Origin of the sequence: Umezawaea sp. Da 62-37 (assembly GCF_032460545.1) — a bacterium.
GTDB lineage: Bacteria > Actinomycetota > Actinomycetes > Mycobacteriales > Pseudonocardiaceae > Umezawaea.
Genome location: NZ_CP135965.1, coordinates 3,213,977 through 3,236,610 on the forward strand (window position 1 = coordinate 3,213,977; position 22,634 = coordinate 3,236,610).

Annotated in this window: 25 protein-coding genes; 15 read left to right on the plus strand and 10 right to left on the minus strand. The window is 71.5% G+C overall.

What is annotated here, in order from left to right:
* Positions 1-149: 149 nt before the first annotated feature.
* Entirely contained in the window at positions 150-614 is a 465-nt protein-coding gene (locus RM788_RS14015; protein WP_315932079.1) for an SRPBCC family protein, read from the minus strand.
* Positions 615-692: 78 nt separating this feature from the next.
* Between RM788_RS14015 and RM788_RS14020 the strand changes: the two genes are divergently transcribed.
* The gene (locus RM788_RS14020; protein ID WP_315932080.1) at positions 693-3,437 is read left to right on the plus strand and encodes an ATP-binding protein; all 2,745 of its coding nucleotides are present in this window, start codon (positions 693-695) and stop codon (positions 3,435-3,437) included.
* Here the strand turns inward: RM788_RS14020 and RM788_RS14025 are convergent.
* Positions 3,434-4,084 (minus strand): TetR/AcrR family transcriptional regulator, encoded by a 651-nt coding sequence (locus RM788_RS14025; RefSeq protein ID WP_315932081.1) that lies wholly within the window; start codon positions 4,082-4,084, stop codon positions 3,434-3,436. The genes RM788_RS14020 and RM788_RS14025 overlap by 4 nt on opposite strands.
* 113 nt (positions 4,085-4,197) lie before the next feature.
* Positions 4,198-5,028: a class I SAM-dependent methyltransferase gene (locus tag RM788_RS14030; protein WP_315932082.1), complete on the minus strand. Its 831-nt coding sequence runs from the start codon at positions 5,026-5,028 to the stop codon at positions 4,198-4,200.
* A gap of 150 nt (positions 5,029-5,178) precedes the next feature.
* On the opposite strand from RM788_RS14030, the gene RM788_RS14035 reads away from it, so the two are divergent.
* The 6 genes from RM788_RS14035 (at position 5,179) to RM788_RS14060 (ending at position 9,192) form a co-directional block, all read left to right on the plus strand.
* Positions 5,179-6,168, plus strand: coding sequence for a PHP domain-containing protein (locus tag RM788_RS14035; protein ID WP_315932083.1), 990 nt, complete (start codon positions 5,179-5,181; stop codon positions 6,166-6,168).
* Between the two features lie 183 nt (positions 6,169-6,351).
* Entirely contained in the window at positions 6,352-6,504 is a 153-nt protein-coding gene (locus tag RM788_RS14040; RefSeq protein WP_315932084.1) for a hypothetical protein, read from the plus strand.
* A complete protein-coding gene (locus RM788_RS14045; protein WP_315932085.1) occupies positions 6,501-6,908 on the plus strand; it encodes an ATP-binding protein in 408 nt (135 codons plus the stop codon). Before RM788_RS14040 ends, RM788_RS14045 begins: the two co-directional genes overlap by 4 nt.
* The gene (locus RM788_RS14050) at positions 6,905-7,645 is read left to right on the plus strand and encodes a SigB/SigF/SigG family RNA polymerase sigma factor (RefSeq protein WP_399343500.1); all 741 of its coding nucleotides are present in this window, start codon (positions 6,905-6,907) and stop codon (positions 7,643-7,645) included. The genes RM788_RS14045 and RM788_RS14050 overlap by 4 nt, the downstream gene beginning before the upstream one ends.
* A 28-nt stretch (positions 7,646-7,673) precedes the next feature.
* Positions 7,674-8,138 carry a DUF4383 domain-containing protein gene (locus RM788_RS14055; RefSeq protein WP_315932086.1) on the plus strand — a complete coding sequence of 155 codons (465 nt, stop codon included), beginning with the start codon at positions 7,674-7,676 and terminating at the stop codon, positions 8,136-8,138.
* Between the two features lie 52 nt (positions 8,139-8,190).
* A complete protein-coding gene (locus RM788_RS14060) occupies positions 8,191-9,192 on the plus strand; it encodes a baeRF2 domain-containing protein (protein ID WP_315932087.1) in 1,002 nt (333 codons plus the stop codon).
* 387 nt (positions 9,193-9,579) lie between these two features.
* Here RM788_RS14060 and RM788_RS14065 read toward each other — a convergent pair whose 3' ends face one another.
* Entirely contained in the window at positions 9,580-10,566 is a 987-nt protein-coding gene (locus tag RM788_RS14065) for a DNA topoisomerase IB (RefSeq protein ID WP_315932088.1), read from the minus strand.
* A gap of 75 nt (positions 10,567-10,641) precedes the next feature.
* On the opposite strand from RM788_RS14065, the gene RM788_RS14070 reads away from it, so the two are divergent.
* Together RM788_RS14070 and RM788_RS14075 are read left to right on the plus strand one after the other, a co-directional pair.
* Positions 10,642-11,724 (plus strand): carboxylate-amine ligase, encoded by a 1,083-nt coding sequence (locus RM788_RS14070; protein WP_315932089.1) that lies wholly within the window; start codon positions 10,642-10,644, stop codon positions 11,722-11,724.
* An 83-nt stretch (positions 11,725-11,807) separates the two neighbouring features.
* Positions 11,808-12,212: an STAS domain-containing protein gene (locus RM788_RS14075; RefSeq protein WP_315932090.1), complete on the plus strand. Its 405-nt coding sequence runs from the start codon at positions 11,808-11,810 to the stop codon at positions 12,210-12,212.
* On the opposite strand, the gene RM788_RS14080 is transcribed toward RM788_RS14075, so the two are convergent.
* The 4 genes from RM788_RS14080 to RM788_RS14095 form a co-directional block, all read right to left on the minus strand.
* On the minus strand, positions 12,209-12,547 hold the full coding sequence (locus RM788_RS14080; protein WP_315932091.1) for a hypothetical protein: 339 nt from the start codon (positions 12,545-12,547) through the stop codon (positions 12,209-12,211). The two genes, RM788_RS14075 and RM788_RS14080, sit on opposite strands and share 4 nt — an antisense overlap.
* Before the next feature lie 129 nt (positions 12,548-12,676).
* Entirely contained in the window at positions 12,677-13,120 is a 444-nt protein-coding gene (locus RM788_RS14085; protein WP_315932092.1) for a nucleoside deaminase, read from the minus strand.
* Positions 13,121-13,167: 47 nt separating this feature from the next.
* Positions 13,168-15,795, minus strand: a complete 2,628-nt coding sequence (locus tag RM788_RS14090) for a CHAT domain-containing protein (protein WP_315932093.1) — start codon at positions 15,793-15,795, stop codon at positions 13,168-13,170.
* Positions 15,796-15,901: 106 nt separating this feature from the next.
* Positions 15,902-16,240, minus strand: a complete 339-nt coding sequence (locus RM788_RS14095) for a hypothetical protein (protein WP_315932094.1) — start codon at positions 16,238-16,240, stop codon at positions 15,902-15,904.
* Between the two features lie 9 nt (positions 16,241-16,249).
* On the opposite strand from RM788_RS14095, the gene RM788_RS14100 reads away from it, so the two are divergent.
* From RM788_RS14100 to RM788_RS14125, 6 genes are all read left to right on the plus strand, one after another.
* A complete protein-coding gene (locus tag RM788_RS14100) occupies positions 16,250-17,095 on the plus strand; it encodes a S8 family peptidase (protein WP_315932095.1) in 846 nt (281 codons plus the stop codon).
* A gap of 111 nt (positions 17,096-17,206) precedes the next feature.
* A complete protein-coding gene (locus RM788_RS14105; RefSeq protein WP_315932096.1) occupies positions 17,207-17,818 on the plus strand; it encodes an RNA polymerase sigma factor in 612 nt (203 codons plus the stop codon).
* The gene (locus RM788_RS14110; protein ID WP_315932097.1) at positions 17,796-18,248 is read left to right on the plus strand and encodes a hypothetical protein; all 453 of its coding nucleotides are present in this window, start codon (positions 17,796-17,798) and stop codon (positions 18,246-18,248) included. The genes RM788_RS14105 and RM788_RS14110 overlap by 23 nt, the downstream gene beginning before the upstream one ends.
* Before the next feature lie 169 nt (positions 18,249-18,417).
* Positions 18,418-18,735 (plus strand): class I SAM-dependent methyltransferase, encoded by a 318-nt coding sequence (locus RM788_RS14115; RefSeq protein ID WP_315932098.1) that lies wholly within the window; start codon positions 18,418-18,420, stop codon positions 18,733-18,735.
* Between the two features lie 57 nt (positions 18,736-18,792).
* Positions 18,793-20,547, plus strand: coding sequence for a diguanylate cyclase domain-containing protein (locus RM788_RS14120; protein WP_315932099.1), 1,755 nt, complete (start codon positions 18,793-18,795; stop codon positions 20,545-20,547).
* Between the two features lie 12 nt (positions 20,548-20,559).
* A complete protein-coding gene (locus tag RM788_RS14125; protein WP_315932100.1) occupies positions 20,560-20,838 on the plus strand; it encodes a hypothetical protein in 279 nt (92 codons plus the stop codon).
* On the opposite strand, the gene RM788_RS14130 is transcribed toward RM788_RS14125, so the two are convergent.
* Both RM788_RS14130 and RM788_RS14135 read right to left on the minus strand, forming a co-directional pair.
* Positions 20,839-21,552 (minus strand): NAD-dependent epimerase/dehydratase family protein, encoded by a 714-nt coding sequence (locus tag RM788_RS14130; protein WP_315932101.1) that lies wholly within the window; start codon positions 21,550-21,552, stop codon positions 20,839-20,841.
* A 485-nt stretch (positions 21,553-22,037) separates the two neighbouring features.
* Entirely contained in the window at positions 22,038-22,580 is a 543-nt protein-coding gene (locus tag RM788_RS14135; protein ID WP_315932102.1) for a snapalysin family zinc-dependent metalloprotease, read from the minus strand.
* Positions 22,581-22,634: the final 54 nt, after the last annotated feature.

The following is a 22,634-nucleotide window of genomic DNA, read 5'->3' on the forward strand; positions in this document are numbered from 1 at the left end:
ACCCAACCCCGCGAGCCGCCCCCGGACAAGTACGGAGACCACGACAACTAAGGAACCGGCTGGTGGGGCGGGGTACGACAGCGGAGCGCGGAGGCCGGTGCCGTCTTGATGGGCCCGTGTCCTCCCAAGACCCGCTCCGGACACAGCGCTCAGGGCGTCCGCAGGACGTCCGCGAGGCGCACCAGCGACTGCTCCATCCCCTCCGCGATCTCCTTGCGCCCGAACACCTTGATCAGCACCCCGCGCACCGTCGACGCCGGTTCCTGCAACGACCGCAACCGCACCAGCGTGCCCTGACCCGACGGCTCCAACTCCACCCGGAACACCGTCGTGGCCGCGAACCTGGGGGCAGGTTTCCCGTCAAGGCGTTCAGCGAGGTGGCGCCAGGCGAGCACGAGGGGTCTGCGGTACTCGATGACCTCCTGGTCGATCTCGGACCGCCGTCCGCCCCACAGGCTGTAAAGGCGCCGGCGCTGGCCGCAGCCGCTGCCGGAGATGATCTCGACGCTGTCCGCGAAGCTGAGCCATTCGGGGGCGCGTTCGGACTTCGACACGAGGTGCCACACCCGTTCCGGCGACGCCGACACCCGGCCGCTGCGCACGACTTCGATCACTGGGATCACCGCCTCGGGCTCATCGTACGAGCCCGTAGGGTGGAAGTGCCCATCAGCGAGGTTGGGAGGGGGCTCGTCGTGGCGTCGTTCGTCGGTCGGGAACCCGAACTCGCGGTGCTGTTCGCGGCGGTGGACCGGGTGCCCGCGGGCGGGGTGGTCGCGGTGCTGGTGTCGGGTGAGGCGGGCATCGGGAAGTCCAGTCTGCTCGCCGAGGCGGGGCGGCGGTTGCGCGACCGGGGCGCCGCGGTGGTGATCGCGGAGCCGGACGACCTGGACCGGCGCATCCCGTACGCCGCGTTGACCGGGGCGCTGCGCGCGCTCGGTCCGCTGCCCGGTGGTCTCGAACCGACCCGGCGGGCGGCGCTGGCCGCGATGGACCTGACCGAGCCGAGCACGTTCGGCCGGTCGTGCGAGCTGATGGCGAGGCTGCTGACCGGGCTGACCGCGGATCGGGCCGCGGTGCTCGTGCTCGACGACCTGGACCAGGTGGACGACGACTCGTTGGCGCTGCTCGCGGTCGTGCTGCGCAGGCTGTCCGAGGCGCCGCTGGCGCTGATCGCGGCGGCCCGGTCCCACGGGCGCTCGGAACTGGCCGACCGGCTGGAGCGGCACACCGAGGTGTGCCGGGTGGAGTTGGCGCCGCTGTCGGACAGCGACATCGGCCGGGTCGTCGAGGCGGTGCTCGACTCGCCGGTGGACGAGGCGCTGGCCGTCGAGGTCCGCAAGCGGGCCGACGGCAACCCGTTCTTCGCCACCGAGATCGCGCGTTCGTTGCGGGAACTGGACTTCCTGGCGGTCGACGGCGACCGCGCGCGGCTCGCCGTGCGGCCGGAGGCGATCCGGCTCACCCGTGCCGACGCGCTGCTGCGCCGGGTCGCGCCGCTGGAACCGGATGCCCGTGCGGTGGCGCGGGCCATGTCGATCCTGCGCCTGGTGCGGCTGGACCAGATCGGGTTGCTGGCGGGTGTCGCCGGACTGCCGGAGGCCACCGTCGCCACGGCGTTCGACGACCTGCTGCGCGCCGGTGTCGTGCAGCGCGACGACGACCGCGGCTACCGGTTCTCGCACGCGCTGGTCGCCGAGGCGCTCTACCAGGAGGTCGGCCCGGCTTCACGCGGGCGGCTGCACGGCCTGGTCGGCGCGCGGCTGCTGGAGGACCGCGAGCGCGGTCTGCCGGTCGACCTGATGCGGCTCGCCTGGCACCTGGCCGAGTCGGCCGCGCCGGGTGACGAGGTGGCCGTGCGGGTGCTCGTCGAGGCCGTGGCACTGGCCAGGACGACCGCCCCGGAGACTGCGGCGTCGTTGTGCGAACGGGCTTTGCGGCTGGTGCCCGCCGGTTCTCCCCGGCACGCCGAACTGCTCGCGCTGCTGTGCCGGGTCCTCGCCCGCGCCTCCCGTCCGGCGGCGGCGATCGAGCCGGGACTGGCCGCGCTGGCCGCACTGCCCCGCGGCCGGGACCGCGCCCGCGTGAGCACGGCGCTGCTCACCAGCCTGTTCTCCGTCGGCAGGCTCGACGAGGCGCTGCGGATCGCCGACGACGAGATCCGCGCGGGCGAGGTGCCTCCCGCGCTGCTGGCCCAACGCGCGCTGCTGCTCGTGTTCACCGGCCGCTACGACGACGCGATCGCCGAGAGCGAGCGGATCGAGGCGCTGCCGGGCTTCGCGCCCGCCGAGGGCGTGGTGGTGTTCGAACAGCTGGCGATGGTCGCGTCCATGCTGTTCCAGCACGAGAAGACCGTCGAGTACGCCAACCGCGCGCTGCGCGCCGCCGACCAGCCGGGCCTGGAACTCCAGGCGCTGGCGGTGTGCGCTTCGACCGCCGCGCTGTCCGGGCTGGTGCACGACGCCACCTGGCGGCTGCGCCGGGCCGAGGAGCTGGTGGGCGACGACGGGTCGGCGTTCCTCGGCGAACTCCAGGTCACCAGGGTCGCGCTCGACTGGCTCGGCGGCCGGTGGGACGCCTGCGTCGACCGGCTCGGCCGCGCCACCGCCGAACTCGGCACGCGCCAGGAGCTGATGACGCTGGAGGGCGTGCGGGCGATCGAACTGGAGATCCGCACGTGGCGCGGCGAACTCGACATCGGCGCCCGGCTCGCCGCGATGGCACCCCCGACCACTCCGACGATGTCCCGGCTCTACGCCATGGCGCTCGCCGGATACCTGGCCGCGCGCGGCGATGTGGAGGGGGCGCGGCATGTGGTCACCACGGCTGTCGACGCGCTCGGCAAGGCCGCGTACAGCTGCGTGCTGCTCGGTCGGATGATCGAGATCGATCTGGCGCGGGGGGATGTCGCTCGGGGTGAGCGCGGGATGGAGCAGTTCCGGGATGCCTTCGAGTTGCGCGGGGCGCCTTGGACGCGGACGACGTTCTTGAGGGTCACGGGTCTCGTCGAACGGGACGCGGAGGTGGTGCGCGCCGCCGTGGAGGAGGCGGGGACGGGCGGGTTGGAGTTCGAGAAGGCCCGTGGGCAGTTGGTGCTGGGTGGGTTGGATCCGGATGCGGTGCCGGAGTTGGTGGAGGCCTATCGGACGTTCCAGCGGTTGGGGGTGCATGGGCTGCGGCGGCAGGCTGGGGCGCGGTTGAGGGAGTTGGGGGCGAAGGTGCCGAGGGGACGGGTGAAGGCGCCGGGGGTGTTGACGGAGGCTGAGGAGCGGGTGGCGCGGTTGGTGCAGCAGGGGATGCGGAATCGGGATATCGCCGCGGCGCTGCATTACAGCCCGCGGACCGTAGAGGTGTACCTGTCACGGGTGTTCGGGAAGCTGCGCGTCTCGTCGCGGCTGGAACTGGCACGAGTGCTGGACGCGGACGGCTCGGGCCGCTAAGCCGCCCCGTACACCGACCGCAGCCAGATCAGCGTGAGGGCGTCGACGAGTTTGCGGTCGCGGGCTGGGGAGCGGCGGGAGAGGGATTGGTTGAAGCAGGCCTGTTCGTTCATGTTCTCGAGGACGGTGGCGAGCAGGCGGGCGTCGGGCGGGCCGGGGAGGGCTAGGCCCGCGGTGCGTTCGTGTTCGATCTGTTCGGCGGCGGCGTCGATGAAGCGGCGGGCGACGCCGGACCAGAATTCCTGCATGCGGGGGTTCACGTCGCGGGCGCGCATGGCGGCGCGGAGGACCGGGCCGTGGTTGCGCCAGAGGGCGACGGTGGCGGTGAGGGCGCGGCGGATGGCGTCTTCCGGGGGTTCGCTGCCGCGGCGCAGCCACAGGGCGGCGGACTCGTGGAGTTCGACGGCGACCTGTTCGGACAGCGCGTGCAGGACGGCTTCGCGGGATTCGAAGTGGAAGTAGAAGGTGGAGCGGGACACCCCGGCGCCGTCGGTCAGCTCGTCGACCGCGATCTCGTCGAGCGAACGGGTCTCCAGCAAGCGCCCGGCTGTGTCCAGGATCGCCTGGGAGGTCAGGTCGCCCTTGCTGCGCTTGCGTCTTGACGCGGCCTGGCGCACGGGGGCGCCTGCCTGCGGTCGTGGGGACATGGCGGCCATCCTGACCCACTTCCCCCGGTGCGGCAACGATTTCGGCCGGCGGATCGGCACGTCCTCGATTCAGAAGGCGGACGGGACCGAAGAAGACGGTCCAAACCGGACGTCTACCCGCGCGCGGGTGTTTTCGGTGCGGCCACGGTGAAGCGGACCGAGGTGGTGAGCACCAGCTGGTCGTCGGCGGAGCGGGCGGTCTCGATCTCGGCCATGGCGGCGGCGCGCGCGTCGGCGAGCTCGGCGGTCGGCACGCGGTCGAGGAGTTCGCGGCCGCCGTGCGCCCACATCCACTCCAGCCAGTGCTCCGCGTCGCGGAACCGGATCTCCAGCACGTCCTCGGTGATCTCCACCCGCTCGTACCCGTGGTCGGCGAGGAAGCCCCGGATCGCGGCCTCGCTGCGGAACGGGCCGCGGGCGGCGCTCAGCTTGGGCGCGAACCGGGCGATGGCGGCCAGCGCGCCGACGAACGCGCGGTCCGGCGCGGCCACCGTGCTGAACCCGATCCGCCCGTGCGGGCGCAGCAGGGTGGCGTAGTGGCGCAGCGCGGCGGCCGGGTCGGCGAGCTGGAAGACCATGAGGTTGGCCAGCACCGCGTCGAAGGACTCGGGCTGGAAGTTGGGCTTGTCGACGTCGTCCAAGCGCACGTCGGAGTTCGCGGAGTGCCGGTCGCGCAGCCGGGCGGTGGCGAGCTGCACCATGCCGGGGTAGGCGTCGACGCCCATGACGGACCCGTTGCCGCCCACCACGTCCAGTGCCGCGAGCAGCGTCGAGCCCCGACCGCAGCCGACCTCCAGCACGTGCTCGCCCGAGCGCAGCCCGGCCCGTTCGACGAGCACGCGGCCCATGGGCCGGAAGAGGTCGACGGCGAAGCGGTCGTAGCCGCGCGCCGACTCCTCGACCGTGTCGGCGATCGACGACTCCAGCTCCTCGGACGTGGTCACGTGGCCAATTGTCCGCTTCGCTCGTTTCGGTTGTGTTGCGGAACCGGGTGCCACGTGCGGCTGAACGGGTGGAGTCCATTCGCCCGGCACGGGACCCGTGCCGGGCGATCGCACTCGGCGGAGACGCGGGAGCGGGTATAGAACTGGGGCGTGGATCCCCTCTGGGCACTGCGGCAGGTCGCCTTCCGACTGGAACGGGCGGGCGAGCCCACCTACCGGGTGCGCGCGTTCCGCCGCGCCGCCGACGTCGTGGCGGCGCTGCCGCCGGGTGAGCTGGACCGCAGGGTCGCCGCCGGGACGCTGACCGACCTGCCGGGCATCGGGAAGGCCACCGCGGGCGTGATCGTGGACGCCGCGCACGGGCGGGAGCCCGCGTACTTCGACAAGGTGGACGAGCCTGCGCCGGTGACCGGTGGTCACGAGCTGCGGGCCGCGCTCAAGGGCGACTGCCACACCCACTCCGACTGGTCCGACGGCGGCAGCCCCATCCGGGAGATGGCCGAGGCCGCCCGCGACCTCGGGCACGAGTGGGTCGCGTTGACCGACCACTCGCCGAGGCTCACCGTGGCGCGCGGCCTGACCGCCGACAGGCTGCGCAAGCAGCTGGAGGTGGTGGCCGAGCTGAACGTGGAGCTGGCGCCGTTCCTGATCCTCACCGGGATCGAGGTGGACATCCTCGACGACGGCGCGCTCGACCAGACCGACGAGCTGCTGGGACGGGTCGACGTCGTGGTGGCCAGCGTGCACTCGAAGCTGCGGATGGCCGAGCGGGAGATGACCGAGCGGCTGCTCACCGCCGTGGCGAACCCGCACGTGGACGTGCTCGGCCACTGCACCGGCAGGCTGGTCGTGGGCAAGGGGCGGCCGGAGTCGACGTTCGACGCGGAGGCGGTGTTCGAGGCCTGCCGGGAGCACGGCACGGCGGTGGAGATCAACTCCCGGCCCGAGCGGCGCGACCCGCCGACGCGGTTGCTGCGGCTGGCCGTGGACATCGGCTGCGAGTTCGCGATCGACAGCGACGCGCACGCGCCCGGCCAGCTCGACTGGCTCGCGCACGGCTGCGAACGCGCGGAAGCCTGCGGTGTGACCCCCGACCGCGTGATCAACACCCTCGGTGCCGACGAACTGCTGAACCGGTAGTCGGCAAGCGTCGCGGGTCACCAGTCCGCCCCTCCCGATCAGGTGGCGCGACGCGCTGAACAGCACTTCTGGGAGCGCTCCCGGCCCGACTGTCCTCTGTGGATCGCGGCAACCGATGTGTAGATGACGTACCGAGGGGTACTCACTGCCCAGACGGCAACCGAAATCCCAAGGAGGTTCCCAGTGACCACCATCGAGAAGTCGGTCGGCGTCCGGGCCCCTGCGAGGGCCCGTGCCGGATGCGTCCTGGGGGGAAGCCCGCACGGCGGAGTCGTGACCTTCGACCGACCCGACGAGCGGCCCACCAGGACGACCGGCGGACAGCACATGGCGTGATGGGCACTCCGGAGCAGGGCCCCGCGACGACATCGGATCTCGACGTCCGAGTCCCCGCGGGGCCCGCCCACCTCTCCAGCATCAGGATCGCCACGTCCGGGATGGCCGAGCGCGCCGCGTTCGACCGCGACACCGTCGCGGAACTCGTCCTGGCCGTGGACGAGGCCTGCTCACTGCTCATCCGCCGCGCGTCCGAGGGCGCCCGACTCACCTGCCACTTCGCGGTGGCGCACCACGTACTGCTGTTCCGCGCGCAGGTCTCCTCCCCCAGCACCTGGGTGCCGAAGACGACCTCGTTCTGCTGGCGCGTGATCAGTTCACTGGCCGACTCCGCGTCGACGATGGTCGACGCGGACGGCATGCTGCACATCGAGCTGCGGCGGCGGGAAGCGACGTTGCTATGACGACCTACCCCGCGATGGAACCCGTTTTCCGCGAGCTGGCCGCGACCGATCCACGCAGACCCAGGTTCAACGAGCTGCGCGACCTCCTGGTCACCTCGCACCTGCCCGTCGCCGAGCACATCGCGGAGCGGTTCGCCGACCGCGGCGAGAACGCCGAGGACCTGCGGCAGGTGGCCGCGGTCGGGCTGATCAATGCGGTCGACCGGTTCGACGTCGGTCGCGGCATCGAGTTCCTGGCGTTCGCCGTGCCGACCATCACCGGCGAGATCCGCCGCTACTTCCGCGACCTGTGCTGGACGGTGCGGGTGCCGCGCAAGCTCAAGGAGCTGTGCCTCGCGATCGACGCGGCCCGCACCGAACTGAGCGACGAACTCGGCCGCGCCCCGACACCGCGCGAAGTCGCCCGCCACCTCGACGTGAGTCCCGAGGAGGTGTACGAGGGGCTGCACGCGAGCAGCGCCTACCACCTGCTGTCGCTGGACGACCTGCCCGGCGAGGAGGTCGACGACCAGTTGCGGTCCGACGACCACGAGCTGGAGGTCGCCGAGCTGCACCACGCGCTCAACCCGATGCTGCGCGGCCTGCCCAAGCGCGAGCGGCGGATCGTCGTGCTGCGCTTCTTCGAGGACAAGACGCAGACCGAGATCGCCAACCTGGTGGGCGTCTCCCAGATGCACGTGTCGCGGCTGCTGGCCCAGTCGTTGGAGCGGTTGCGAAATCTGTTGGAAGAAGAGTGAGCACGAGTGGTCCACTGGTGGTAGGACTGTGACCATCTCCCGGATCAAGGTGGAAACCGTGGTGGACGTCCGCGTGACCTCTCTTCCTTGGCCGCAGCTGGCGGCCATGGTGCTCAGCGTGCTCCTGGCGCTGCTCGGACTGGCCGGGTTCGCGGTCACCGGGTTCGACGACTACTTCGGCGCGGGCCCGGACTACGTGCTGGGGCTGCGGGTCAACCCATTGCAGAACACCGTCTACCTCGTCACCGGCCTGATCGGGCTCGCGCTGTGCTGGCGCCCGAAGTCCGCGCGGGTGTTCGGCGCCCTGATGGCACCGGTCTACCTGGTGGTCTTCGCCATCGGCGCGCCGTCCGGCGAGGTCGCGGGCACCGGCCCGCTCAACGCCAACAGCGCCATGGGCTTCGTGCACCTGCTCGTCGGGTTCGCCGGCGTCGTCATCGCGCAGGGGTGCGTGCACATCGAGCGGTCGAGGCGAAGGCACCTCAAAGCGTGAACACCGGCCCGGTGGGGTAACCACACCCCGTAACCAACCGGGAGGAGCAGCCATGGACACCGGCGATCTGCGGGGGCTCGTCCACGGTGACGGCCCTTGCGCCTCGGTCTACTTCGACGCCTCCAGCCTGGTCGAGCTGCGCTGGCGGGCCATGCGCGACCAGTTGGAGGCGCAGTCCGCGGGCGAGGAGATCCTCGACGCGCTGACCACCGCCGTGCTGTCCGGCGAGACCCCTCCGGGCTCCACCGGCCGCGCGCTGATCGCCCGCGGTGACCGGATCGTGCTGGACCGCTACCTGCCGCTCCCGCCTTCCGGTTACACCGCAAGGCTTTCCCCGCTGCCCTACCTGCTGCCCCTGGTCGACCTGGCCGAAGCACTCGTGCCGCACGTCGTCATCCGCCTCGACCACCTGGGCGCCGACCTGCGCGGCATCGACCACGCGGGCCGCCCGGTGGCCGTCGCCACCGTCGGCGGCAGACTCCCCCCGTCCGGCGAACGCCTGCGCGCCGCCGAACTCGCCGACATCGCCGACGAAGCCGCCCGCATGATCACCCGCCTCAACGCCCCCCTGCTCGTCCTGGCAGGCCCCCTCCGCTCCCGCCGCGCCCTCCGCAACACCCTCTCCCCCGCCCACCAGCACATCATCGTCGAGGTCGACGCCGACCCCAGGCCCGGCGACATCCGACTGGACAACGTCGTCCAACACCTCGCGAGCCGCGGCAACCACGACGAACGCCGCGCCGCCGTAGACCGCTTCCTAGACGAATCCAGCCGCCTCACCGGCACCGCCGTACACGGCATGCGCGCCGTCCTGGCAGCCCTGAGCGCCGGCGCAGTAGACACCCTCCTCCTCAGCGAACCCCTGGTCGGCGAACGCACCCTCTGGACAGACCCCACCCTCACCCAGATCTCGACCACCCCCCACCACGACCTGCTCCAACAACGCGCAGACGAAGTCCTCCCCAACGCCGCGGTCGCCACAGAAGCCAACATCATCCTGGTCGGCGACCGCCTACGCCTACACGAAGACGTAGGCGCACTGCTGCGCAGCTGAACAAGAACCAGACACCCCAAACACCCCCGGCGCAGCCGCCCACCCGCATCCGACGCGGAGCGTCCGCCCGCCTTACCGACGCGCAGCAAGGTGCCCTGTCAGGCGCAGCCTGATGCCCTACCGACGCGCAGCAAGGTGCCCTGTCAGGCGCAGCCTGATGCCCTACCGACGCGCAGCGAGGTGCCCGAGTCAGGCGCAGCCTGATGCCCTGTCGGCAAAGCCGATGCTGGCGAAGCCAGACCTCCCCCTGCCCCCGATACACAGCGCCCTCCTGCCACACCCCCGTTTGTCAAGGCATCTTTCCCGCCTTGACAAACGGGGGTGTGGCATTGAGACAATCGCGCGACCGGGGGCCGGGCTTCCCCTCCCCAAAACCCAACCCACCCCCTACCCCCTCCTCACCAACCGAGCCACAGCCCGATCCCGAGCCTCCCGATCCGAAATCCCCTCCCGAATCACCCTCCCACCCTCAAAAGCCCCCACCACCCGCGGATCCACATAGGACTTCCGAGCCACCGCCGGCGTATTCCCCAACTCCTCCGCCACCCTCCTCATCACCTCCGCCTCCACCCTCCTGACCCCGGCCTTCGACCCCGGCAACCCCACCTCCGCGAAAACCCCCGAAAAACCCACCGCCGCCGACACAGTCCCGTGCCAAGTACGCAGGTCCTTCACCGAGTACTCCTCCCCCACCAACCCCTTGAACCTCTCGTTCACCTCATCCGAATGCACCTCGCACCGCTTCCGCCCCTCCCGGTACACCAGCAACCGGTCCTCCCCCGACCTCCCCCGCCTCAACGCCCGCACCACCCGTGCCAACGCCCCATCCCGCACCGACCGCACGAACTCGATCCCGCTCTTCGCCGGAAACCGGAACCCGACCTCGTCCCCGCTCACCTCCACGTGCGAACACAGCAAAGTCGCCACCCCATGCGACCCGTTCTCCTGCGCGTAAGACTCCCCACCAACACGGAAAACCCCCCGGTCAAGCAGGTGCAGGGCAGTACCGAACACCCGATCAGCCCCCAGACCGGACCCGCCCATCATTCGACCCACCTCAGCCCGGAACGCGGGCAGCCGAGGCACCAACCCAAGCACCCGATCGTGCTTCTCCTCGTCCCGCTCGCTGCGCCACCGCTCGTGGTAGAGGTACTGCCTGCGACCGGCGTCGTCGGTGCCGACGGCCTGGACGTGCCCGTTCGGGTACGGGCAGATCCACACGTCGCGCCACGCGGGCGGGATGACCAGGTCGGCGACGCGCTGCCGCGCTTCCGCGTCGAGCTTGTTGCCGTCGCCGTCGGTGTAGGTGAACCCGCGTCCACGTCGGCCGCGGTGCCACCCCGGACCGTTCAGGGCACTGCGCCGGAGTCTCATACCGCGCCTGTGCCCAGCCGACCGCTGGGCCAAACGCCGATGGTTGGTGCGCCGTCCGAATGGGTACAGAGTGCCATGACCTCCCTTTGGACCGTCGGTGTCGAGCAGGAGCTGTTCCTGGTCGATCCGGAGACCCGCAGACCGGTTCCCCTTGCCCAACGGGTGGTGGAGGAAGCCGGTGACGGCTTCGACGTCCAGCGCGAGTTGACCCCGTTCCAGATCGAGGTGGCCACACCGGTGTGCGAGACGCCCGGTGAGCTGGTCGAGCAGATCCGCGCCGGGCGCGAGCACCTGGCCAAGGCGGCGCGCGCCGCCGGTTGCAGGCTGATGGCCGCCGCCATCCCTCCGCTGGGCAAGGCCGGGCCGCCGCCGGAGACCGACGACCCCCGCTACCGGTTGATGGAGCACTCGCACCGCAAGCTCCTCGGCGGGCAGGGCGTGTGCGGGTGCCACGTGCACGTCGGCGTGCCCGACCAGGAGACCGCGATCCACATCTCCAACGCCATCCGGCCGTGGCTGCCGACGCTCCTCGCGCTGACGGTGAACTCGCCCGTCATGGACACCGAGGACACCGGGTACGCGAGCTGGCGGGCGATGATCTGGTCCCGCTGGCCCGTCGGCGGCGCGCCGCCGCACTTCGAGTCGGCCGCGCACTACGAGCTGCTGGTGAAGTCGCTGATCGACTCGGAAGCGCTGCTGGACAAGGGGATGGTGTACTGGGACATCCGGCCGTCGGCGAACCACCCGACGATCGAGGTCCGGGTCGCCGACCTGCCGCTGACCGTGCGCGAGGTGGCCGTGTTCGCGGAACTGGTCCGCGCGCTCGCCGCCACCGCCGTGGCCGACCCGCCCCAGGACGAGCCCGTCGACCCGGTGCTGCTGCGCGCCGCCGCGTGGCGGGCCGCGCGGGACGGCATCGACGGCCTGGGTGTCGACGTGCGGACCGGTGCCCTGGTGCCCGCGCACGAGCAGGCGGCCAAGCTCGTGGCCTACACGTCGGACGCGCTGCGCGAGGTCGGCCAGCTGTCCACTGTGGAGGAGCACCTGGAGTGGTTGCGCGTCAACGGTTCGGCCGCCGCCAGGCAGCGCCGCGCTCTGAAGGACGACAGCGACCCCCGCGCGCTGGTCGACCGGCTGGTCGACTGGACGCTCGAGTAATCAATCAGACGGCCCGCAGGCCTCCGAGCAGGTCTACCGTAGGTTAACTGCCGTACCGGCAGTCGAAGTGAGAGGAGACCGGTGTGCCAGATCCCACAGCGACGGGGGCGACCGCGCCGCAGCCCGCCGTTCTGGCTTCCGTGCAGGTGAACCGCGCGACGCAGGACCTGATCGTGCTGCACGTGTCCGGTGAACTGGACACGACGAGCGCCCAGGAGCTCTCGGGGCCGCTGCAGACGCACCTCACCGAGGGCGTCCGCACCGTGGTCGTCGACCTCGGCGGCGTGCGGTTCCTCGGCTCGGCAGGTCTGGAGGCCCTGGTCATCGGCCACCAGCGCGCCACGGAACTGGGCAGCGCCTTCATCGTCGTCGCGTCGAGCAGGGCCGCACTGCGCCCCATCGAGGCCACCGGCCTGAACGCCGTGTTCACCATCCTGGGCAGCGTCGACGAAGCCGTCGAGCAGCACGGCAAGGCCGACCAGGCCTAGACCAGCGAGCGCCGAACCGTTCGGATGGCACAGCGCACCGCCCCCACCGTGGGCAGTGCGCTGTGCCCCGGCGCGACAACCCACCGCGACGCCCCGGTCTCGATCCGCCGCGGCCCGTCCCAGCACCGCACCTCGGGCGGCAGGACGTAGCGCTGCACCGGCTCCGGCTCGTACTCCGCCAGGAACAACCACCGGATGCGCGCCCCCGCCACCGCGAGGATCGGCCCCAGGGGCCCGGCGAACCTGAGCTGGTGGCTCACCTCACCCGCCCACCCGGCAGGCACCTCCACCGCGACCACGCCCTCGTCGAGCAGCAGCGCGTCTTCACCGTCCACGACCCAGTTCCCCATGCCCGGTGATGTTCAGCCCATCACATGTCCGGCATGTGTCGTGACGCTGCGTGGCTTGTTACGGGTTGTTTCCGGAGTCGCGGTGACGGGCAGTGGTGCCCGGTGGGAGGACCGTCAGTCCTGCCCGATGTCCTCGAACCACAGCTCCGGCTTCGCCGCGATGAACTCCGTCATCAGCCCCACGCACTCGGCGTCGTCCACGATGGTGATCTCCACCCCGTGCTCCGCCAGCCAGTCGTGCCCGCCGGAAAACGTTTGCGCCTCCCCGATCACCACGTGCGGGATCCCGAACTGGCGCACCAGCCCGCTGCAGTACCAGCACGGCGACAGCGTCGTCACCATGATCGTGTCCCGGTAGCTCGCCCGGCGGCCCGCGTTGCGGAAGGCGGCGGTCTCACCGTGGGTGGAGGCGTCGCCGTCCTGCACCCGCCGGTTGTGGCCGCGGCCGAGCACCACGCCGTCCCGGTCGAACAGCGCGGCCCCGATCGGGATACCGCCCTCGGCCAGTCCGGTGCGGGCTTCGGCGATGGCGACCGCGAGCATCTCCTGTGCGTTCATCGGCCCAAGTCAAGTCCGTTCGGCGCGTGGCGACAACAGGAGCCGCGTCAGCCCGCGCCGAAGCAGACGAACCCGACGCTGGCCGAGTAGGCGATGTCGCCGCCGCCCGCCGAGTGCGCCTGCTGCGCTTCGGCCAGCGCGACTGCGGGCGGGGTGCCCTCGCCGAGGCGTCGGTGCAGGTCGACCATGAGCGGGGTGGTCATCTCGGTCGGCACCGGCATGACCGGTGCGATGAGGGTGGCCGTGCCCAGTCCCAGGAGGGCGGCGGTGAAGCCCATCAGCTCGTCGCCGGGCCGGACGGCGGACATGCCCGAGTCGCAGGCCGACAGCACGACCCGCACCGGCGGGGTGCGCAGGCGTTCCAGGTCGTACACGGTCAGCGGGCCGTCGGCCAGTTCCAACGCGGAGAACAGCGGGTTGTCCGCGCGGAACGAGCCGTGCGCGGCCACGTGCGCCAGCGGGGCGCCGTCCATCGCGGCGGCGACCTCGTCGACGGTGGCCTCCTTGTCCACGAGCACCCGCGCGCCGGGCACGTGCTCGGCGACGGCGGCGATCTCGGTCGGCGCGGCGGGCAGGCGCGGGCCCGCGGCCAGCACGGAGCGGTCGCCCGGCCGCGGCACCCGCGAGGACGTGGCGGCCCGCAGCCACACCGTCGCGGACGGGGCCACGGTCACCGAGCGGCCCTCGTTGCCGGGCAGCACCGACCACGGCAGGCCGTTGAGCACCCCGGTCGGCACGACCACCAGCGCCCGGCCGTCGACCCGCTTGCGAAGCGGCCCCAGCAGGCGGTCCGCCAACCGGCCCGCGGCGTGCGCGGAGGTGGCCCGCAGGTGCGAGCGGTTGACGGTCGCGGGCAGCGTGACCATGCGGTGCAGGGCGAAGCGCAGCAGCCGGATCTCCCGGACCGCGCCCTCGACGTCGCCGAGCCGGTGCAGCGACGCCCGACCGCCCGCGACCACGACGGCCAGCAGCTCGTCGTCGAAGTTCACGTACTCCACCAGCGCCGCGTCGCCGAGCGCCCACGCGAGGTCGCGCACGGCCGGTGGCCGGTGGATCGCGCCGCCGCCGCCGACCCGGCGGCTCAGGTCGCGGACCCGCTGCTCCATGCGCACCTGCCGCTGCCGCAGCGCGCCGGAGGCCTTGCCCGCCAGCAGCGCGCCCTCCAGGTCCGCGGTCACGGCGCGCAGCTCGGCCAGCGCGTCGGCCACCCCGGAGTCCTCCGGCGGCCGCGCGGGCGTCATCCGCAGCGCGCCGGCGCGCCAGCTCTCCGCCCAGCTCAGCACGTTGACCGCGTGCCCGGTGGCGACCGCGCCGCGCAGCCCCTCCAACGCCAGGGCCTTGCCCTGCGCGCCCGACAGCGCCCGCAGTTCCGCCGCCCCGAGCGACACCCGGTACTCGTCGAGCAGCGCGAGCCCCCGGCGCAACGCGGTCTGCGCGCCGCGGGTGTTGCCGTCCAGGCCGCGCCGCAGCGCCTCGGCGTACCAGCCCTGCACCCGGTTGGCCGCCGTGCCGCCGCGGCGGGCGGCGCCCGCGGCCTCCAGGTGCCTGCGCGCCAACGGGAAGTCGCCGAGGTCGCGGGCGATCAGCGCGGCGTCGACCCGCGCCTCCAGCGCCTGCGTCCGCCAGCCCAGCTCGTCGAGCCGGTCGGCCACCTTCGCCGTCGCCGTGCCCAGCGCGCGCGACCGCCTGCCGCTCAGGTACGCCGCGTGCAGCTCGACGTGCCTGGCGCTGGCCTCCCAGACCTCGCGCTTCTCCCGGCGGAACCCCTTGCGCGCCAACGCCGCGAACTCCACCGCCCGGTCCAGTTCGCCCTCCTGCAACGCGACGCGGGCCCGGTAGAACAGCGCCTCCGAGCGGCCGAGCACCAGGTCGCGGCCGCCCATCTCGGCCAGCGCCCGGTCGGCGGCCGCGCGGGCCTCCTCCACCAGCGGCACCGACACCAGCAGCTCCAACCGGTTGATCAGCAGCATCGGCCGGGGCACCTCCAGCCGCCGGTACTCCAGGTCCGCCTCGGCGAACATCGTCAGCGCCCGCGGGACGTCCCCGGCGCGGACCGCGGAGATGCCCGCGTTCCACCGCACGTCCGCGACCGCCAGGTCCTGCCCCAGGTCCCGGTACAGCCACGCCGCCCGGTCGAAGTCCTCGTCGGCCTCCCGCAGACCGCCGGTGTACGCCCGGAGCAGGCCGCGGTTGTTCAGCACGCGCGCCTCGGTCAGCCGGTCGTCGAACCGCCGCACGACCTCCACCGCGGCGTTGTACTCGTGCAGCGCCTCGTCGTAGCGGCACAGGTAGTGCAGCACGATCCCGCGGGTGGTCCGGCCGCTGCCCGCGTCCTGCCCGTGCAGGTCGGGCAGCGCCGCGGTGATCGCGCGCAGCGCCTGCACGTGGCGGCCGGTGTTGGACAGCACGAACGCCAGGCTCATCCGCGCCAACGCCGTCAGGCGCGCCGAATCCGCGCCCCTCGCGATCCGGATCGAACCGCGGAGGTGGCGTTCGGCGGCGTCGAAGTCGTGCAGTTCGCGGTAGGACAGCCCGATGGCGCGTTCGGCCAGCGACGCCTCCTCGGCGTCGCCCGCCGCCCGTGCGCGACGCAGCGCCGAACGGCCCATCTCGATCGCCGCATGCGGATCGCGTTGCCTCGCGTCCAGCGCATCGGCGGCGGAAACATCGGCCACCGGTGCACTTTATCGGGCAGCCGTTTGGGAACGCCGTTGTGGTAGCTTGATCAAGCTGATCGGTGGCCGCCTGTCCCCTCCTCGACGTTGTTGTGAGGCTTTGGTGTCAAAATCGTCGGACCGCGCCGAGCTTTACCTGAAGGCACTTGACCAGGTCATCGCGAGGGACCAGCGCATTCGGCTGCACGCCGAGCCCGGTCGCGAGTTCCTGTTCCGCCCCGGCCAACTGCTGGTCACCGCCGAGGACCTCCAGCGGGTTATCGCAAAACTGCGGGAAAACGGCTTCCGATTCGAATTGGGCAAGGGATTCCTCGGAATGGATCGGGTGAATCTCCCGAACAATCCGGATGACATTCCGCGGATCGTGCGGCTGCTCCGCGACCCGAAGACGTGGCCCGGTGAGCGCATCCCGCTGGTCCAACCGCACCACCTCGCGGTCGGCCACGGCGGCAACATGCACGGCTGCCCCGGCGACCGTCCCCGGCCGACCACGCCGCTGCCCAGGCCCGGCAGGCCCGACCTGGGCAAGGGCGTCACCATCGGCGTGATCGACACCGGCATCTCCGCCTCCGCCGCCGCGGACCACCCGGACTGGCTGGCGGGCTGGTACACCCCGCAGGCCGACGACGTGGACGCGGCCTACGACCACGGCGACTTCTTCGCCCTCCAGGGCGGGCACGGCACGTTCGTCGCGGGTGTCGCGCGGCAGGCCGCGCCGGGCTCCCGGTTCGACCCGGAGGTCGCGCTCGCCCCGAACGGCCTCGGTGACGAGGAGGCGCTGGCCACCGCGATCGCCGGGCTGTCCAAGGACGTGCAGATCGTCAACATGTCGCTGGGCTGCTTCACCCTGGACAACGTGGCCTCCGAACCCATCCGGCGCGCGATCAACCTGCTGCCCAGGGAGGTCGTGGTCGTCGCGTCCGCGGGCAACCAGGGCACCGAGCGGCCGAGCTGGCCCGCCGCGCTGAGCAACGTCGTCGGGGTGGCCGCGCTGGCGCTCAACGGCGACGGCACGGTCGTCCCGGCCTGCTACAGCAACCACGGGCACTGGGTGGAGCTGTGCGCGGTCGGCAACCGCAGCAGCACCTACCTCAAGGGCGAGTGGCAGCTGCCCGGCGAACCCGCGCCCGAGGCGTTCGACCGGTACGCCTACTGGGCGGGCACCTCCTTCGCGACCCCGCACGTGGCCGGCACGATCGCGGCGCTGATGACCACGAACGGCATCACCGCCGCGCAGGCCCGTGACCAGCTGCTGGCGGGCGCCGAGTTCCACCCCGGCTACGGCGTCCAGGTGCCCTGACCCGATCGGGACGACCCCTACGTGTATCTGACGGCCTCCTGCGCGCTCCGCACCTTGTGGCAGCATTTCGAAGCACGGCGCGTCAGTCCCTGCTGAACAAGAGGAGGGGACGTGACCCATGCATCCCCGATCGCCTCGCTCGTCGACGCGGCGAACGACGGCGATCAGCGTGCCTGGAACGAGATCGTCGTCCGGTACACGCCGCTGGTGCTCTCGGTGATCTACCAGCACCGGCTGCGGCCCGCGGACGCGGCGGACGTGAACCAGACGCTGTGGCTGCGGCTCGTGGAGCAGATAGGCAAGCTCCGCGACCCGGAGGCGCTGCCCGGCTGGATCGCGACGACCACCCGCAACGAGTGCCTGCGGATGCTCAAGCTCCAGCAGCGGACCCAGCCGTTCGACCCCCAGGCGACCGACGAGCAGCCGGTGGCCGTGGACCAGGCCGACGTCGAGGCGGAACTGCTGGCGGCCGAACGCAGGCAGGCGCTGCGCGACGGGTTCAGCATGCTGTCCGACCAGTGCCGGGAACTGCTGGCGAAGCTGATGGCCGACCCGCCCCCGAGCTACGCGGACGTCAGCGAACAGCTCGACATGCCGATCGGGAGCATCGGCCCCACCCGGATCCGCTGCCTGAACAAGTTGCGCAAGACGCCCGCGATCCTCGCGTTCACGGGCAAGACCCCGGAGGGAGGTGTTCTGGGTGCAGCACTGGGACAGCGATGAGCACCTGCTGGGAGCCCTCCGCACCGCGCTGACCGAGGCGGACGCCGTGCCACCGGCGTTCCTGGAAGCGGGCAGGGCCGCGTTCGCGTGGCGCACGGTCGACGTGGACCTGCTGCTGCTCACCAGCTACGACTCGATCCTGGACGCCGGGCTCGCGGGCCGGGCGAGGGCCGTGCTGACCGCGCGGCAGCTCGTGTTCGACGCCGACGACGTGTCGTTGCAGGTCGAGGTCACCACCGCGGGCATCGCCGGGCAGCTCATGCCGCCGGGCGCGGCCGTGGTCGTTCTGCTCACCCCCGCCGGCCCCGTCGAGGAGACGGTGACCGACGAGTTCGGCTCGTTCCTGCTGGGCCCGCCACCGCCCGGCCCGATGCGGTTGCGCTGCACCGTCGACGGCACCACCGTGCAGACCGACTGGATCTGCGTCTAGCCCCGTCGCGTTCTCCACGCGGTCCGCGACGGGGCTGCCGTCACCCCCGCCCCGACGGGCGGCCTTCCGGCATCGGGGTGAACCCCGGCGTGCGCCGTTCGGCGGATGGCCCCCATCGGTAGGGTGGTCGTCTTCCAGTGGACTGGGCGCGAGAACGGGTGGGTGCGGCGTGGTCGACCGGGCCGGGTGGGTTCCCGAGGGTGTCGACGCCGGCCTGTCCGGCTCCGCCCGCGTCCACGACCACCTGCGCCGCGTGGACCTCGAACCCGTAGACCTCGGCATCCACCGGTTCATCCCGCACTCCGACGACCCGCGGGGCGTCTTCCGCCGCACCGCCGAGCCCACAACCCCGCGGATGGCGGAGGGGCTCGAGGTCCTCGACCCCGGTTCGGTGATGACGCCCGAGTGGCGCCCCGAATCGCCCGACGAGCTGGGCGACGACCCGAACCGCGCGAACCTGCACGCGGTGGTCGGGCGCAAGCCCTGAGGCCCGACCGCCGCCCAGTCCCACCGACCTGATCACCAGCCGCACCAAGAGAGAACGATGAGCACGATCCGGGGACCGGAACACCCGTCGGACGCCTCCGCACCGTCCGATGTGGACATCGACCCTCCCGCGCTCGGCGAGCTGTGGGCGAAGGCGTTGGGGCCCACGGCGTACTCGCCCGTGGCCCGGCGCAAGACCAGGCGCGAACTGGACTCGCACGTCGCCGCGCTGGTCGCGCTGCTCACCGCCGAGGAGTTCACCGCCGACCCGGCGCGCTCGATCGGCGACTGGCTCGTCGCCTCCCGCCACACCGGCCGGCGCAGCCTCCAGGCCACCGTCGACCTGCTCGGTCCCGCCCTGCGCACCGATCCGGCCCTCGCCGCGGTGCCCGACCTCGCCGACCGCGTCACGTTCGTGCTGAGCGCGCTGTCCGCGGGGTACGCGAACGCCGTGCGCAACCAGGTCTTCGAGGAGCAGGAGCAGGTCAGGAACTCCCTGCTGCTCACGCTGACCCAGACGCAGCAGGAACTCCACGACAGCGAGGCCCGCTTCCGCCAGATCTTCACCGGTTCCGCCGCGGGCGTCGCGATCCTCGACCTGCCGGGCAACCTCGTCGAGGTCAACCCGGCACTGAAGCGCATGCTCGGCCACGAGGTCGACGACCCCGCCGAGGTGTTCATCCCCGAGGACCTGGCCGAGCTGCGCACGTCGTGCCACCGGATGCTCGTCGCCATGGAGCGGAACTCCAGGTTCGAGCACCGGTTCACCGGCGCCGGGGGCGAGGAGGTCTGGGCCAACGTCGTGCTGTCCGTGGTGCGCGACAGCGACGGCCGCCCGAAGTGCTACGTCGCCGTCACCGAGGACATCACCGACCAGCGGCGGCTCCGCGAGTACCTGCGCTTCCAGGCCCTGCACGACGTGCTGACCGGCCTGCCGAACTGGCAGAGCTTCCTGCCGCACCTGGAGAAGGTGCTCGGCCGCCTCCGCATCCCGCACACCATCACCCTGTGCTACCTCGACGTGGACAGCACCGCCATCGTCAACGACGGCCTCGGCTACCTGGCTGGCGACCGCGTGCTCACCGAGATCGCCCGCAGGCTCACCGCCGTCGTCTCGGCCGAGACCGCCGTGGTTGCCAGGGCGAGCGGCGACGAGTTCGTCATCCTCATCGAGGACTCCCCCACCACGCCCAGCATCTCGGAGTTGGCGGAGGCCATCGACACCGCCCTCTCGGCCCCGATCGCCGTCGACGACCACCGGTCGACGGCCGTGTCCGCGGGCATGGGTTTCGTCCGCACCTCCGCCAGGGGCACCGACGCCGCGACGCTGATCCGCCAGGCCCACAGCACCCTGCGCGGCGCCGAGCGCAAGGGCAAGCGCCAGTGGGCCTACTACGACCACGAGCAGGACCGGTTCGACCGCCCGCGGCTGGCCCGGACAGCGGCACTGCCCGGCGCACTCGCCGCCGGCGACCTCTACACCGAGTTCCAGCCCGTCGACGACGTGCTGCTGTCCGCGGCCCTCCGCTGGGAACTCGAGGACGACGTGGTCCTGCACCACGCGGACTGCCTCGCCCACGCCGACGAACTCGGCCACACCATCCCGCTCGCCCGCGAACTCCTCACCCGTGCCTGCGCCAGAGCCGCGGAAGACACCGAGTCCTTACCCGTGCTGGTGAGGCTTTCCCCCGAGTACTCCCGCGACCCCGACCTCAGCAGAACCGTCGGCACGGTGCTCACCACCACCGGCTTGCCCCCGAACCGCCTGTGGCTCAGCCTTTCCCTGCGGGGCATGGCCCACGAAGAGGGCTAGGACAACCTCTCGGTGCTCAGGGACATGGGCGTGCGCACCCTCCTGCACGATCTCACCGGCAGCACCGACGAGCTGTCCGTCGTGGAACACCACAGACTGCACGCCGTCGTACTCGCACCCCTCCCGGACGGGAGGCTCGCCAAAGCCACCACCACCGCCCTGATCCCCCTGCTGCACGACATCGGCGCACTCGTCATCGCCGAGGGGACAACACCGGAGCTGGCGCAGTGGTACCGCGAGATCGGCATCGACCTCCTGCTACCCGCGCAGCCGGGTGCGGACGAGTACTGACTAGCCGAACATGCGGCAGTTCGGGAACTCGTAGGGCCGATCTTCAGGAATGTCCAGCGCCGAGCTGTCCTCAACCGGCTCATAACCGAGCTCGACCCGCGCGTTCGTGATGTCCCACTGCGCAGGGGTGTTCGCCGACACTCCGAAGTAGACACCGAACCGCACATCAGCGCTCAACGCCGCCAGCACAAGCCGCCGGGCATCACCGTCGAACAGCTGCATACCGGCATACCGCCGCTCCACCAGCGGATACCCGGTCGACCCCAACCGCAGGCAGATCACCGACCCCCCGTACCGCTCGGCATGCACCCGCCCCAGCTCCTCGACAGCCACCTTGCTCGCCCCGTAAGCACAACACGGCAAGGGCTCCCACCCCGGATCAACCGGCCCCATCCCCGACTGGTGGTACAACCCCATCGCGTGCACCGAACTAGCCAACACGACCTTCGGAACCCGCCCCTCACACGCACGGAGCAGCGCATCCGCAACAACAACATTCCCCCGCCGCGCCCAACTCCACGTCTGCCCAGGACTGGGCGACGCCGCCAAGTGGAGCACCGCGTCAGCACCACGCACAGCCTCAGCGGCCTGCCGAAAATCCGTTAAATCCCACCGCTCCGCACCCGGCTTCACATCCACCAACCGAACATCCGACGGCAACACGGGCCTCAACACCCCCGCCACCCGCCCCAACCCACCGGTCACAACAAGCATCCGCACCTCCCACGGACATTCTGTCCCCCCAGAGCCAGAACGCCTTGCGCAGCCGTGCGAAACCGGATCTCCATCGACATGACCAATGCCTCGCCCGAAGGCAAAGCCCAGGACGCCCCGCCAACACCAAGCAAGGTGCCTGGTCAGCGCAGCCCGATGCACAGCCGGCGCAGCCGGCCACCCGCATCCGGCGCGGAGCGCCCGCCGCCTTACCGACGCGCAGCAAGGTGCCCGAGTCAGGCGTAGCCCGATGCCCTACCGACGCGCAGCGAGGTGCCCGAGTCGGGCGTAGCCCGATGCTGGCGAAGCCAGACCTACCCCTGCCCCCGATACACAGCGCCCTCCTGCCACACCCCCGTTTGTCAAGGCATCTTCCCCGCCTTGACAAACGGGGGTGTGGCATTGAGACAATCGCGCGACCGGGGGCCGGGCTTCGCTCCAGACCGCAGCCTCACCAAACCGAGCAAACCCGACCAACCACCGACCTACTCCACGAACTCCCGCTGCCAGACCCCAGCGGCCTTCAACGTCCGGAACGCCGCCTCGACCTCGGACTTCTCCCGCGCGTTCGGATTCGGGTTCGTACAAGCGATCCCAGCACTACTCCCCGACATCAAACTCGTACAAGGCCCGGGCTTCCGATCCGGCTGCCCCAAAATATGCCCCAACTCATGCGCCGCGATCCGAGTCGGGTTGTACCCCTCGTTGGTCGCCTCACGCCCCATCCACACGGTCCCGTTCCCCAGACTCGTCGTCTGGGCCCGCGGCCACCCGTTGTCCGCCACGACCCGGATGTTCGCGCTCGACGACGTGGTCGACACCAACTTCACGTTCACCACGCTCGAATTCCACACCGCCGCGCCGGCATCGACCGCCGCCTTGAACTCCGCAGCACCACTCGCGTTGTACGTCAACGTCCGAGCAGCGACCACGACATCAGCGACCACGACATCAGCCGACGCGGCAGGCGCGTGCAGGCCGACCAACGCGACCGCCACCGCCAACACACCAGCAGTTCTTCTGAACACGATTCAGTTCTCCTCTTCGCAGGGGGAGGGAACTTGCAGGGATTTCGACCGTAA

Excerpts from the sequence above, each read along its gene's own strand:
- RM788_RS14060 (WP_315932087.1), top strand. The coding sequence starts at position 8,191 with ATGGACACCGGCGATCTGCGGGGGCTCGTCCACGGTGACGGCCCTTGC.
- RM788_RS14065 (WP_315932088.1), bottom strand. The coding sequence starts at position 10,566 with ATGAGACTCCGGCGCAGTGCCCTGAACGGTCCGGGGTGGCACCGCGGC.
- RM788_RS14130 (WP_315932101.1), bottom strand. The coding sequence starts at position 21,552 with ATGCTTGTTGTGACCGGTGGGTTGGGGCGGGTGGCGGGGGTGTTGAGG.
- RM788_RS14070 (WP_315932089.1), top strand. The coding sequence starts at position 10,642 with ATGACCTCCCTTTGGACCGTCGGTGTCGAGCAGGAGCTGTTCCTGGTC.
- RM788_RS14050 (WP_399343500.1), top strand. The coding sequence starts at position 6,905 with ATGACGACCTACCCCGCGATGGAACCCGTTTTCCGCGAGCTGGCCGCG.
- RM788_RS14120 (WP_315932099.1), top strand. The coding sequence starts at position 18,793 with ATGAGCACGATCCGGGGACCGGAACACCCGTCGGACGCCTCCGCACCG.
- RM788_RS14100 (WP_315932095.1), top strand. The coding sequence starts at position 16,250 with ATGCACGGCTGCCCCGGCGACCGTCCCCGGCCGACCACGCCGCTGCCC.
- RM788_RS14085 (WP_315932092.1), bottom strand. The coding sequence starts at position 13,120 with ATGAACGCACAGGAGATGCTCGCGGTCGCCATCGCCGAAGCCCGCACC.
- RM788_RS14025 (WP_315932081.1), bottom strand. The coding sequence starts at position 4,084 with ATGTCCCCACGACCGCAGGCAGGCGCCCCCGTGCGCCAGGCCGCGTCA.